This is a genomic window from Paenibacillus sp. GM2FR (genome assembly GCF_002803325.1).
GTDB classification, from domain to species: domain Bacteria; phylum Bacillota; class Bacilli; order Paenibacillales; family Paenibacillaceae; genus Paenibacillus_AQ; species Paenibacillus_AQ lautus.
On record NZ_MKZM01000008.1, the window covers coordinates 3,920,859 to 3,933,687 of the forward strand.

A 12,829-nucleotide genomic window follows, 5' to 3' on the forward strand; every position below is an offset into this window, starting at 1 on the left:
GGTTCTTGTAATATCTTTAGCTTTGGGTCAATGGAAGCGTAATGATGATTTTTGTTCCTTCACTGCGTTTGCTTATAATGCTGACCCCGTATTTCTCGCCGTACATCAATTTAATTCGGTCATCCACATTGCGTATCCCGATGCCGGAGAACAGTTGGCGTTTACTCATCGGCGCAGGCAGCGGGTCTTCTTCCGACGGGTTGTGTTCCAGATTCATTCCGTCCCCGTCATCTGCAACTTCACATACAAGCTGATCCTCCTGGACGGCAATCATGATTAGAATCCTTCCCTCTCCCTTGATGTTGAACCCATGGAAGAATGCGTTCTCAATAAAAGGCTGAAGAATGAGCTTCGGCATATGATAATCCAGGCTATCCGGCTCCACAAAGTAATGAACGCGGATTTTCTCTCCGTAACGCACATGATTGATGTATACATAATGCTTCAGCGTCTCCAGCTCCTGCCGGACAGGTATGGTGGAATGAATATCGCTGACCGTATTTTGCAGGAGCGATATGAGCGCGTTAATCGTACCCGCAGCTTTTTCCTTATTGCCCTGCTGCACCAGAAATTTGATCGAAGCCAGCGTATTGTACAAAAAATGCGGATTGATCTGCATTTGAAGCGCCGCCAGCTCCGCATTTCGCTGCTGCTTCTGGGTTTCCATCAATCGATCCACATAATCATGCAGCGCATCGAGCATATAATTATACGCCGTTCCCAGTTCCTTGACTTCATAACTGCTGTTTGCAACATCGACATGATGATCGAATCCGCTCGTCGGAATGCTCGACATTTGTCCAACGAGGACACGGAGTGACTGCGTCATCCGCCGGGTGATCAGAAAAACAATGATAAGTGATATCGCAACGATGGCCATGATGGTCAAGGTGACGGCTTTGGCATTCACCATCTGTCCGGTCACGGCTTTCTTGTCGATCATATTGACCAAATAAAATTCAAATTCCGGCAGGTATTCCGAGAACACAATTCGTTCGTTCCCCATCACATAGGCAGATTGATTGTCCTCTCCCTCGCCCTGATCCGTTACGACCTCTTGAAGCAGTCCCTCATCCGACATCCCGATCAATTCGGTCCTGTTGCTGGATACAATGACCCCTTCCTCGTTCAACAGCACGACGTCATTGCCTTCGCTTGTAAAATTCGCATAGAAGGGTTTAAAATTCCGGTCGCGAATGATCACGTACAGAGTGCCGTAAATTTTGCCGGTCGACTGATCAAAGAGAGCTTTGGAAGCAACGAGCATGGGCTCCTGTGCGCCTGCGCTATGATCCTCGCCGCGATAGAGCTGATATAAGATTTGCGCAGGATGAGCCATGGTTGCTTTTGTAATCGGGTGATCCTTCAATTCCTCGGCTGAGACAGACCAATACCAAGGATCGGTAGAATAACTTCTGCCATTCGCTCCAACGATCATGATGCCAACGTCATAGGCGCTAAAGTTGGACTGAATCGACTTCATGCCCTCTGTCATCTGGTACGTTTTCATCGCAAGCGCCACAGCCTCCGTCTCTCCGCCTGATAAGTAGCTGCGGATTGCCGCATTCTGGGCGATCATGGTGGCACCGGTTGCTATAGCGTTATTATAGGACTCCAGGTTTGACTTCATCTGGTTCAACAGCTTGCCGTTCGTGATGCTGAAGGTCTGCAGAAATAATTTTTCCGACATGCTGATGGTAATGGACAGCGTCAGGAGTGATACGGTAACGATGCTGATGAGGGTCACAAGAAACAGCTTAAGGAATAGGCCCTGTTTTCTAAGCTTGTTTATAGCATTTGCGATCATGATTCCCGTATCTCCCGCATGTCTTGTCTCCGAAACTGGCTCGGGGAGATGCCGGTCTGCTTCTTGAACACCTTGGTGAAATAACTCTGATCCGAATATCCCACGCTTGCGCTGATATCGGAAATCGTGTGTTCCGTTGTCATGAGCAGCTCCATGGCTTTTTCCAACCGAATTTTATTGAGGTACTCACTGAAACCTTCTCCGTTATACGCAGCGAAATAACTCGACAGATAAGAAGCGTTGAAGTGAAATTGCCTGGCCACCCCCGTGAGCGTGATGGGATCTGCGTAATGGTCCTGTATATATTCGAGCAGCCGGGTCATATTGGGATTCACCGATGTATTCGTCTCGCCTATCGCGCGTTCAGCTTCCTGAATAAAGGTTTCAACAACGGCGATGGCTTCTCCGGCATACCTGGCTTCGTCTATTTTTCGGAAATAATCGTATTTGGCATTCTCCAGGCTCCCAGTCTCCACCTTCATTTTTCCAAACGTGGTTGTTACGTTAAATATGAAATTCCCCAGAAATGATTTAAATTCGAAAATATCCGTACGATAATCCATCGAACGCAGGTGAACGTATTCCAAAAAACCGGTGAAGGCCTTCTGGTACTGCCTACGTTTCAACTGCTCCATGAATTCACCCATGTCATATTCGAGATACGCATCCGGAAGGGCCGGCAAATGTTCATGTTCAATCAAAGTCCGATCCTCCAGGAAAAAGCCATATCGCATGAGTTTTAAATAATTGTCATGATAAATCTCACCAAGACTCTTAAATTCTGTGAAGCTTCGGCTGATCACGAAATGCGTCTCTTTCGAAAAATGTGCCATTTGGGAGATGAGATGCCGGAGTTCAATAACAAGCTCGTCCCAGCGTTCAGGACTTACATTGAGCAGAAAAAGCGCCGTATCGTTGATAAACTTCAACCGCATATACACGATCTCGGACAAAGCAAGCTTCTGGAGTCCTCGTTCCAGTTCGTTTCCGAAACTCCATTTGTCACCGGAATCTTTCATATGTTTCATATCCGCCCCAAAGAACAAATACTGTCCATAAGGGAATTTCGAATCCAACACCACAGGTTCCAGCGCAGTCTCATATCCGGTCATAAGTTTCTCAATGGCTTGCAAGATCTGCCCTTCCTCTCGATCCGCGCTTGGATCATCCTCCGGCTTCATGGCGACCATTTTGGCCGTCGTCTTATTGAGGATGGATAACAGATAATCGGCTTCCAACTTCGGCTTCAGGATATAGTCCGCTACACCACTCTGAAAAGTAGACCGGACATAATCGTACTCACTGAAACTGCTGAGCACGATGATTTCAATGTGAGGATACCTTTCCTTAACGAGCTTGACCAGTTTCTCCCCGCCCATGACAGGCATTACGATATCGGTAAGAATGACGTGAGGATTCACCTCATCCATCAAACTCAGTGCTTCAGAACCGTTAGAAGCCTCTCCGACGATTTGGTACCCTTCCTGTTCCCAATTGAGCAGATGCTTAATTCCCTGCCTGACAAGCATTTCGTCATCCACGATCATGATCTTGAATATGGGTTTCATACCTGTCCCCCTTGCAGCTTTGTAACCTTTCGCATTCATACATGTATGAATACCATTAAAAAAAGCCCTGAGATTACCAGGGCATATCCCTTTCATACCCGCCGTGATTTCTAATGTAACCGTTTACGATTTGCTGGATATGGCAAAATCCTCATCCGTCAATGGAAGAGAACCTGCGCGGAAAGAATGAAGACATACTGTTATCATACACTGCAAAATACAATTAAGAAATAGATGGTTCAAAGTTCCACCATCGCCTTAATCACCTTGGCGGAAGGACGGAGCCAGCCCTGAAATTCTTGGATTAAATCGTCAAAACGGCATCGATGGGTTATGTACGGATTTACATCAATGCCGCCTTCCGTGATCCGCTTCATCACATCATGGAAATCATCCCTGGTCGCGTTACGGCTGCCCATCAGCGTTAATTCCCGTTTATGGAATTCGGGATCCTGAAATGTAATGTCTCCTTGGATCAAACCGACATACACCAGGGTCCCCCCGTGTGCCACCCTATGAAAAGCGTTGTTCATGGATTGTTGGTTTCCCGTTGCGTCCAAAACGATGGAGGGAAATTCACCATTCGTTAAAGCCGAAAGAACGGACGGTTCTTCTCCCGCCTGGATGGTATGATCTACCTTTGCCCAGGCTTTGCAGAAGGCTAACCGAGCAGCGTTCATATCCATGGCCATAACGGTAGCCCCCAACGCTTTGGCAAAAACCATGATCCCGAGTCCGATCGGACCGGCTCCGATGACTAAAACCGTATCCTTGCGGGTCACGTTCGCCCGTTTAACGCCATGAGCCCCGATAGCAAGCGGTTCTATCAAGGCAGCCTGATCCAAGGTCAGCCCTTCCGTCCGCATCAAATGGCGAATCGGAACGGAGATGCGCTCGCGCATGCCGCCATCGATATGCACGCCCATCACCTTCAACGATCTACAACAGTTTGTCTTGCCTCTAAGGCAAGGCAAACATTCCCCACAGTGAATGTAAGGAATGACGCAGACGGTGTCTCCAGGCTTCAATCCCTCTTCGTTAGCTCCGACTTTTTCAATGATACCGGATAGCTCGTGGCCGAGAATACGCGGGTACGTAAAAAAAGGCTGATTACCACGATAGGCATGCAGATCCGTGCCGCAAATCCCGATCCGCTTGATGCGGACGATGGCTTCTCCTTCGAGCAATGGAGGCTCGGGCAAATCCTCGCGGTATTGAAATTCCCCGATCCCTTGACATACGATTCCCTTCATCCCAGCAGCCTCCTCTTCATAATCCGATGCCTTCATTGTATTCGGGACGTCCACTTGTCCAGGTCCGCCCTTGTACGGGCTCCAATATCTTCAATACTTCGGATAAGAGGGTTTGATCCAGCGGCTCTTCCGTCCAAGCAGCATTACGTTTTATATTGTCGGGATTGGCCGTACTGACCAGCGTCGTCGGGATCTGTTCATTCGAGGTTGAGAATTGCACGGCTAGCTTCGCAATATCCGTTCCAGCTTTAGCACAATACTCAGCCGCACGTCTGCAGGCTTCCTTGATTTCCGTTGAAGCCGGATGCCAGGACGGCGCTCCTCTGGGACCGAGAAGGCCCATAGATAAGGGAGATGCATTGATGAGCCCAATTCCCTCTTCGTCAAGCAGCGGCAGCAAACCGGTAAGCGTCTGATCGTTCAAAGAATAATGGCAGTAAGAAATGATGGCGTCCACTTCGACTTGTGGCAGCAGTTTTTCAAACAGCTGCAGAGGCAAACCGCAAATCCCTCCAAACCGGATTTTCCCTTTTTCTTTTAAGAGCTGGAGTGCAGGAAGGGCCTCCTCCATCACAACGGATGCGGGAGCGAACTCAATATCATGCAAAAAGAGAATGTCTACGTAATCGGTTTGGAGTCGCTTCAAGCTCTCATCCATACTGTCGATAATCCGCCTGGACGTGAAATCAAAATCATTCTCGCCATAACGGCCTGCTTTCGTTGATAGGATGAACTTATCCCTCGGTACCTGCTGAATAGCTTTGCCAAGCACGGTTTCCGCCTTCGTCAATCCGTAATAAGGGGATACATCGATCAAATTGATGCCCGCCTCCATGGCTGCGTGCACGGTGCGGATTCCCTCGTTGTCGTCGGTTTCCCGAAAGACGGAGCCTAGCGAAGAAGCTCCGAAGCCTAATACGGAAACATCCAGACCGGTTCGGCCTAACTTACGGTATTTCATGATGAACACCATCCTTTTCCAACTTATAGAATGCCTTGGCATTCAGACCGAACAATCGCGCATGTTCCCGTTCCCCCCATGGCTTCGGCAGCGCTTCTGCCAGTACGTCAACCACTTGGTCATATTCAGCCGATAGCAGGCACACAGGCCAATCGCTGCCGAACATGACCCGATCAGGACCGAACATCGCCGTCACTTTATGTACATACGCATTAAAATCTTCCTGGCTCCACCGGCGATGCTCCGCCTCGGTCACCATACCGGAGAGCTTGCAGTAGATGCGCGGAAAACGGGCGATTTGTTTCATGAAGCTCTCCCAGGGTTCGATCTGTCCGCTTCGGATCGGCGGCTTGCCCAGATGATCGATGACTCCGCGGATGCCGGGGACCTGTTGGATTAACTTCAGCAGCGGCTCAAGCTGATGACTCCGAACAAGAAGATCAATCGGAACATCATCCTTGACATATTCGTTCAATGCTTGGATGAATGAAGGCTCCAGGATCACATTGGCATCCGGCATATCCTGAATCATGATGCGAAAGCCGATAAATTTCGGGTGTTGCCGAAATCGCTCATAATGCCGGCGGTGCTCCGGATCGAACAGATCGATCCATCCTACCACTCCGACAATGGAAGAATCGCGATCCGCCAACGATAACAGATAGTCCGTCTCTTCCACAGTCGGTGCCGCCTGAACCGTTATACTGCCGTCCAATTGGTGCGAATCCAAATGCGGCTTAAGATCGGAGGGCAGGAAGTTTCGATAAAGCTCCGGAACCTCCGGCGTGATCCATTCATAATCCCCTCGCTCAATCAGCCAATAATGCTGGTGGGCATCCAATCTCATAAACATCCCTGCCTTTCAGGTGTCATGTTCGCTATCTTTATTGTACGTTCAAAATCTGTGTACAAAAATAGCTCAGGATTGCATTTTTATAACTTATTTTGATATGGTTGTTCTTATTAGAGGATAAGGAGTGGTGGTCATGACTCCCCTGCGTAAACCATTTCAAGGGGATCCCCTGTTTCCGATGGAATTGGTTCATCGGACTAAGAAAAGCCCCCAATTGGAGCTGCCCCATCATTTGCATGATCTTTACGAATTGGTTTATGTGTACCAGGGAAAAGGTACTTTCCTTATTGAAAACAAGCTGATGGAGAAGAAAGAAGGCGACCTTTTCATCATACCTGGAAACACGATTCACAGCTCTTTCCCTGACCCGGACCAGCCGATTGTTTCGAGTGCTTTATTCTTTGCGCCTTCGCTTGTCCTCGGTGCGAATGGAAGCGATTTGCAATACTCTATCCTCAGCTGCTTTGAATATGCTCAAAAAACAGGGTCCTATCGTTATGAATTGCCCAAGTCGAACCAAACCTATATCGAGGACATCCTGAAAGGGATCTCGGAAGAGATCCGACTTGCCCAGCTGGGATTCCGTGAGGCGCTTGTACTTCAGCTGCGCTCCTTACTGCTGCATATCAATCGCTATATCAGTACCCTGTCCGCAGAACAAACGGCCCACTCCCAGATTGGCCCCGCCTGGCTGATGGATTCCATCCAATGGATTCACGAACATCTGGACCAGCCTATTGGACTAGCTGCTCTGTCGGCCAAAGCAGCGGTAGACCCCGCCCATTTTTCCCGCATGTTCAAGAAGTACACCGGTTTGCATCTGACGGGTTACATCCAGGCAAAACGGATCGCCCGGGCCAAAGAGCTCCTGCGAAATCATGAGGAGTCTGTCGGGCATATCGCTGAAATCTGCGGATACGCCACGCTAACGCACTTTCATCGCAATTTCAAAAAATTGACGGGCTTGACCCCCGGAGCGTACAGGAAGCAGGCTGTCTCGCATCGTTAAAGCACGCCAACAAGCACTTGCGATCATGCAAGTGCTTATTGCTTTACCTGGAACGAACGGATTCAAGAATTTCGTCCGTTGACAATAGCTTCCTCTAGAATTACATTAAATATAGTTAAGGACTTAACTATATGGGAGGCATGATCACTTTGGACGACCTGCAGCAATACGTGCTGGATTTGCCGCTGCCCACCCTTGCTTTTTTCACCCTGGTGGAGACAACGGCAAAGCTGGTCGACGTATCCGAAAGCTATTGGAAATCGCAAGGGCTGAACGGAGCCAGAATACGGATTTTGGTTGAGCTTATGAAAGAGGGAGGAACGATGCTTCCTTCCAAGTTGGCCAAAAAAATCGGTGTAACCAAGCCCAATATCAGTCTGCTGCTTACCCCCTTGGAACATGAAGGCTTGATTCGCCGGGAACCCCATCCCCGGGACGGTCGAAAGTCGGTCATCACCATTACAAGCGAAGGTCAGCGTCTATTGATCCACAACCTGCCCGCGAACAGGCAGCGGATATCCGAAAAAATGAACGTGCTCACTGAACCTGAATTAAATCAGCTCCTGGGCCTTCTCCAAAAATTAAAGGAAGCGTAACGATATTTTTACGCCGATTTAGTTAAGCACTTAATCCGATAAGGAAAGGATGACATTCGATGTCTATCGTCATTACAGGAGCCAGTGGACGGCTCGGCCGTTTCATTATCAAAGAGCTTCTTCACCATGTTCAGCCCGATCAAATTGTTGCTTGCGTTCGCCAGATGGAGTCTGCGGCATCATTGGAGGAGCAGGGAATTGCGGTCCGATTCTGCAACTACGATGAACCCGCCTCCCTGAAGGAGGCATTCGCCGGCGCTTCGCGCCTGTTGTTCATTTCCAGCCCCCACCCCGATGACACCGTTCGTTTGCGGCAGCATGCCCATGTGATTGAAGCCGCAAAAAAAGCGAACGTCGGCCATATTTTATACACCGGCTTCGCCTTTCCTGAACATAGCGACATTTCAATGACCCATTTGCACTTGGCTACCGAGCATGCCATTCGCACAACCGGAATTCCTTATACTTTTCTTCGCAGTGGTTTGTATATGGACTTTATTGAAGCGCTGGATTTACATGCGGCCATATCGACAGGCAATCTTCGCGTACATCCGGGATCGTGGCAGTTCAACGCGGTTACGCGTTCCGATCTGGCGGCCGCCATAGCGGGGGTACTATCCGTTGAGGGCCATTCGAATAAGACTTATGAGCTTGTTGCGCCAGCCGTTTGGAGTTTCGACAATGTGGTCTCCACTCTTTCAGAGCTAACGGGCAAACCGATATCCCTATGTCCCATCAACGAGGTGCAGCATTGGATATTTAGCTTTTTAAGAAAAATCGATACGGCTTCCACTTCTGGCGATCTGGAGCATTTATTGGGCCGCCCGGTAACACCCCTGATAGAAAGCCTCCGATCTTATATCGGGGCAAGTCAGATCTAACTAACGTTTACATGTTCAATTCATGGAGCCCGATTTGTGCAAAATGTACTCTAGTACATGGGACAAAAAAAGCACAGGCTCCATGGTCTGTGCAAAATATGGTTCACTTCGCGATTCCCCTGTTCATCGTACCTTTGAAAAAATCGCATCCTTTGATTCGGTACGATCTGTGTTCACTTACCGTCATCATCGTATTTTTTTGCGGATCGCTGCCCCATGAATCTGACTAATCCATTGGCGTCATGATTGGCAAGGTGACAATGAACGTCGTTCCTTGACCAAGTTCGCTTTCCACTCGGATATCGCCTTGATGAAGCGACACGATCTGTTTCACAATGGCAAGCCCCATGCCGCTGCCCTCATATTTACGACTGTGAGAACGATCGGTTTTAAAGAAACGCTCGAATATACGCTTCTGATCCTCAAGAGAAATACCTATGCCCGTGTCGGATATTCGGACTGTCACGTTTTTAGTATCTTGTTTGATGCTGACGTTGATCACGCCGCCATCCTCGGAAAATTTGATGCTGTTGCCAATGATGTTCGTCCATACCTGGTTTAATTGATCATGATCAGCCGTTACTTTAACGGTCTGTAAATCAAGCTCAAAATGAATGCTGCGGGCGGTCCATTGCGGCTGGAGCGCCACAATGACCCGCCTGATCTGTTCATCCAGGCTGAGCGTGATGAGCCCCAGCTGCTGTGACTGGGATTCAAGCAAACTCAGCTTAAGCAGGCTATCGCTCATTTTGGACATCCGTTTCGCTTCAGCGATGATAATATCCAGATAACGACTTCGCTCGTGTTCTGAGAGGTCTACTTGCTTCAGTGCTTGAGCATAACCGGATATCGAGGTGAGCGGTGATTGTACTTCGTGCGACACGTTCGTTACGAATTCCCTGCGCAGCTGCTCCAGCTGCTGCAGATCGTGCATCATGTCTTCAAAGCTGCGAGCCAGCGTACCCAGCTCACTTGTTTGCTTAATATTCAGCTTGACGCTGAAATCTCCAGCTGCAATACGCCTAGTCGCTTGGGTCAGCTTTTTGATTGGCCTTACCAAGTATATGGAGGCAACGAGAATCAATAAGCTCCCTGTAATCAGAGAACTGGTTGCAAAGATCAATCCCCACTTGACAACAAAAGAGGTAGATGGGGGGGCGAGCATTTCCAAAAACATCGCTTTCGTTCCCATTTCCGTTTTCAACGGCAACCCTAAAAGAACCGTAGCAATACCATTCGGCGTGTCTTGAACAACGCCTCCTTCTATTACTTTCTTTAGTTTTTCCATCGTTACTGCAGCAGGTTGATGTCCGTTAAGTTTACCGTAAGACTGGAACTGACCCGTTGCTTCGTAAATGCGAATATAATAGGAATCGAGCTGCTTCATTTCACTGACGAACAGGTCCGCTTCGCGTAACGGAAGAGTTTTGTAAATCCGGACGACGTCTTGACCGAAGTTGCGTAAGTTGATTTGCGCGTTCTCGTTCAACTCTTCTTTGAACATCCAAGTAGACATAAAAAATGATAGGATCGTGCCCCCAATAACGGACACTAGAAATGTCAGGACTACTCGAATATATAAGGATCTGATCATTCGTAGACCTCAAGCCTGTACCCTAGCCCGCGCACCGTTTCGATCCGAAAATCAGGTGTCGTCGCAAACCTTTCGCGAAGACGTTTAATATGTACATCAACCGTTCGATCATCTCCTGCGTAATCGATTCCCCAAATCTGATCGATCAGCTGCTCGCGCGTATAGACTTGTCCGGGTGTTCCAGCCAGCTTATACAGCAATTCGAACTCTTTGAGCGGCAGCGTGAGCGACTCCGTCCCTCTAATCACCTTATAGGTCTGCCTGTCAAGAATGACGTTGCCGAACTGGATCGTCTGCGTGGAGCCCATCCGGTATCGTTTCAGCAATGCCTTAACGCGAACCGTCAACTCCAACGGATCGAACGGTTTCGTTAAATAATCGTCCGTCCCAAGTTCGAAACCCTTTACTTTCTCCCATGTTTCGCCTCTTGCCGTTAGCATAAGCAGCGGCAAATCCGGATTGGCTTTTCGAAGCTCCTTGCATAACGTCCAACCATCCATCATCGGCATCATATTATCAAGCACGACAAGATCAACGGGTGTTGAGCCATAGACGCTAAGCGCTTCCTTGCCGTCAGCGGCTTCGACTGTTGTGAATCCGTCGTTGCGAAGAAATAAACAGACGAGTTCGCGAATGTTCGCATCGTCGTCAGCAACCAGTATAGTAGGCATTGCTTCCCTCTTTCCTTAATTTCAATCCTATAATGTAATAACTATTGTACTATTATATATACAAGGGTATGGAGTTTGGTTTCAAATTGAACCTCGAACCGGCCTCACCAGCGAATACCTAGCTGCCGTTCTCAGGCAATGTAACTTCATTCTCTCCGCGTGGTGCTTAAGTAAGTTTAATCAAGGAAGATGAACTGCTCGTGACGTCAATATGAACGGAATATGAACGAACCAAAATGGTGAATGACCAAAAAGTCGACCTATTTAGGTCGACTTTTAGTCTTAAAGTAACTTTAAGTATGTTGTAAGTTTAGCGAATTGTGAATCATTTTTAATATTCGACATGCGTTACTGGGAGGCAGCAGCTTTCTTGACGCCGCTGATCTGCCCACCATGCTGAACGACTAGCACGTCTTGTCCGATGAGCGTCGGCAATGGTGTGCCTTTGTATTGAGCGGAAGCCAGCGTACGTCCGCTATTCGTATCGATCGTTAACAGCTTGCCGTTTTCCAGTCTTACATAGGCGATGCCTTTATCTCCGAGGGACCATTCGGCCACTCCCGCTTCAAATGCATAGGTTTTATCCGGCTCGGCTTTGGAACGACTATCCGTCGGGAATCGGGAGACTACAGCTTTGTTTTGAGTTTCATCATACTTTTCAATGACATAGAAATATTCCCCGTCGGATACGACATCGGATGCACTTTGATCTTCCACGAAATCCACGGGTATGTAGGACCGGGTAGCCATTATTTTTCCGCTGTTCAGATTCATTTCATCGATATTGGCTGCAAATCCGGCATCGATGCCTTCGGTTACGTCACGCGTATAGAGCGATTTGTCATTCGAAAAGAGAATGTCTTGATGGTCTCCGCCGGTCTGTGTCCATTTTACTTTGCCGTTCTGGGCATCAATCCCCTGTAACCCGCTAGTGGTCAAAGCGCCATGGATGATGGTGGAGACAACAAGGATTTTTCCCGTCTGGAGTACTTTATACCCCTGGTCGCTGCCCTTCAATTTCCACTTCACCTTACCGCTTGACGCGTAGTACGCCGTCAACCCATACGCATCCCCGACATAGATCACACCGTCGGCTGCATGCAAGCTGTAGTTCACGTAGCTTTCCTTCTTTCCTGGCTGGGATTGTGTTTTAACTTTCCATTGCAGCTTACCGGTTGCAGCATTGAGCTTAATCAGTCGGCCTGTCGCATCCGTAAACCATACCGATTTGCCATCCGTTACGGTCTGTGAGACGGCTGCGGCGGGATACGTCCAGCGGGTTTTGCCTGCCAAAGCGTCAAAAGCAATATATTTCTTACCAACGGTATAGAATAAGTTATTCTTAATTAATGTAGCTTGGGTGTCGATCCGGCTGGGATCTCCCAACGTCTTCGTCCAAATCGGTTTTAGGTTATGGGAAGACTTGTCCACAGCAGACGCAGCAGCTGCGACATGCTCGGACCCGGACAGAATGGTAGAGATTGGCGATGCAAGAAGCGCCACGGCCATACTGGTTACAACAAGACGAGAGACCGTTTTATTTCGAATAGTATACATGGATGTATGCCTCCTATGACTAAATATACAGATCTGACGTTGAAGATAAGAATTGAGTATCGAATCTATTCGTTAGTAT

At 48.4% G+C, this 12,829-nt stretch carries 11 protein-coding genes; 3 read left to right on the forward strand and 8 right to left on the reverse strand.

The features are described from left to right. Window positions 1-16: 16 nt before the first annotated feature. From PAEVO_RS17750 to PAEVO_RS17770, 5 genes are all read right to left on the reverse strand, one after another. Window positions 17-1,807, reverse strand: a complete 1,791-nt coding sequence (locus PAEVO_RS17750; protein WP_100538737.1) for a cache domain-containing sensor histidine kinase — start codon at window positions 1,805-1,807, stop codon at window positions 17-19. Beyond that, entirely contained in the window at window positions 1,804-3,375 is a 1,572-nt protein-coding gene (locus tag PAEVO_RS17755) for a response regulator transcription factor (RefSeq protein ID WP_100538738.1), read from the reverse strand. Before PAEVO_RS17755 ends, PAEVO_RS17750 begins: the two co-directional genes overlap by 4 nt. Window positions 3,376-3,614: 239 nt before the next feature. Next, window positions 3,615-4,628, reverse strand: coding sequence for a zinc-binding alcohol dehydrogenase family protein (locus tag PAEVO_RS17760; RefSeq protein ID WP_100538739.1), 1,014 nt, complete (start codon window positions 4,626-4,628; stop codon window positions 3,615-3,617). A 16-nt stretch (window positions 4,629-4,644) separates the two neighbouring features. After that, window positions 4,645-5,589: an aldo/keto reductase gene (locus PAEVO_RS17765; protein ID WP_100538740.1), complete on the reverse strand. Its 945-nt coding sequence runs from the start codon at window positions 5,587-5,589 to the stop codon at window positions 4,645-4,647. Continuing rightward, the gene (locus tag PAEVO_RS17770) at window positions 5,576-6,436 is read right to left on the reverse strand and encodes an amidohydrolase family protein (protein ID WP_207797486.1); all 861 of its coding nucleotides are present in this window, start codon (window positions 6,434-6,436) and stop codon (window positions 5,576-5,578) included. The genes PAEVO_RS17765 and PAEVO_RS17770 overlap by 14 nt, the downstream gene beginning before the upstream one ends. Before the next feature lie 139 nt (window positions 6,437-6,575). Between PAEVO_RS17770 and PAEVO_RS17775 the strand changes: the two genes are divergently transcribed. The 3 genes from PAEVO_RS17775 (at window position 6,576) to PAEVO_RS17785 (ending at window position 8,928) form a co-directional block, all read left to right on the forward strand. Then, the gene (locus PAEVO_RS17775; protein ID WP_100538742.1) at window positions 6,576-7,451 is read left to right on the forward strand and encodes an AraC family transcriptional regulator; all 876 of its coding nucleotides are present in this window, start codon (window positions 6,576-6,578) and stop codon (window positions 7,449-7,451) included. A 140-nt stretch (window positions 7,452-7,591) separates the two neighbouring features. Beyond that, entirely contained in the window at window positions 7,592-8,047 is a 456-nt protein-coding gene (locus PAEVO_RS17780; protein WP_243390814.1) for a MarR family winged helix-turn-helix transcriptional regulator, read from the forward strand. 59 nt (window positions 8,048-8,106) lie between these two features. After that, a complete protein-coding gene (locus PAEVO_RS17785; RefSeq protein ID WP_100538744.1) occupies window positions 8,107-8,928 on the forward strand; it encodes an NmrA family NAD(P)-binding protein in 822 nt (273 codons plus the stop codon). A gap of 226 nt (window positions 8,929-9,154) precedes the next feature. Here the strand turns inward: PAEVO_RS17785 and PAEVO_RS17790 are convergent, their stop codons facing one another. From PAEVO_RS17790 to PAEVO_RS17800, 3 genes are all read right to left on the reverse strand, one after another. Then, window positions 9,155-10,522: a sensor histidine kinase gene (locus PAEVO_RS17790; protein WP_100538745.1), complete on the reverse strand. Its 1,368-nt coding sequence runs from the start codon at window positions 10,520-10,522 to the stop codon at window positions 9,155-9,157. Continuing rightward, a complete protein-coding gene (locus PAEVO_RS17795) occupies window positions 10,519-11,193 on the reverse strand; it encodes a response regulator transcription factor (RefSeq protein WP_100538746.1) in 675 nt (224 codons plus the stop codon). Before PAEVO_RS17795 ends, PAEVO_RS17790 begins: the two co-directional genes overlap by 4 nt. Before the next feature lie 348 nt (window positions 11,194-11,541). After that, window positions 11,542-12,750 carry an outer membrane protein assembly factor BamB family protein gene (locus PAEVO_RS17800; protein ID WP_100538747.1) on the reverse strand — a complete coding sequence of 403 codons (1,209 nt, stop codon included), beginning with the start codon at window positions 12,748-12,750 and terminating at the stop codon, window positions 11,542-11,544. Between the last annotated feature and the right edge of the window lie 79 nt (window positions 12,751-12,829).

Bases quoted from the DNA above. Each gene is read 5' to 3' on its own strand.
- PAEVO_RS17790 (WP_100538745.1), bottom strand. From the start codon at position 10,522: ATGATCAGATCCTTATATATTCGAGTAGTCCTGACATTTCTAGTGTCC.
- PAEVO_RS17780 (WP_243390814.1), top strand. From the start codon at position 7,592: ATGATCACTTTGGACGACCTGCAGCAATACGTGCTGGATTTGCCGCTG.
- PAEVO_RS17755 (WP_100538738.1), bottom strand. From the start codon at position 3,375: ATGAAACCCATATTCAAGATCATGATCGTGGATGACGAAATGCTTGTC.
- PAEVO_RS17800 (WP_100538747.1), bottom strand. From the start codon at position 12,750: ATGTATACTATTCGAAATAAAACGGTCTCTCGTCTTGTTGTAACCAGT.
- PAEVO_RS17765 (WP_100538740.1), bottom strand. From the start codon at position 5,589: ATGAAATACCGTAAGTTAGGCCGAACCGGTCTGGATGTTTCCGTATTA.
- PAEVO_RS17785 (WP_100538744.1), top strand. From the start codon at position 8,107: ATGTCTATCGTCATTACAGGAGCCAGTGGACGGCTCGGCCGTTTCATT.
- PAEVO_RS17775 (WP_100538742.1), top strand. From the start codon at position 6,576: ATGACTCCCCTGCGTAAACCATTTCAAGGGGATCCCCTGTTTCCGATG.
- PAEVO_RS17760 (WP_100538739.1), bottom strand. From the start codon at position 4,628: ATGAAGGGAATCGTATGTCAAGGGATCGGGGAATTTCAATACCGCGAG.
- PAEVO_RS17795 (WP_100538746.1), bottom strand. From the start codon at position 11,193: ATGCCTACTATACTGGTTGCTGACGACGATGCGAACATTCGCGAACTC.
- PAEVO_RS17750 (WP_100538737.1), bottom strand. From the start codon at position 1,807: ATGATCGCAAATGCTATAAACAAGCTTAGAAAACAGGGCCTATTCCTT.
- PAEVO_RS17770 (WP_207797486.1), bottom strand. From the start codon at position 6,436: ATGAGATTGGATGCCCACCAGCATTATTGGCTGATTGAGCGAGGGGAT.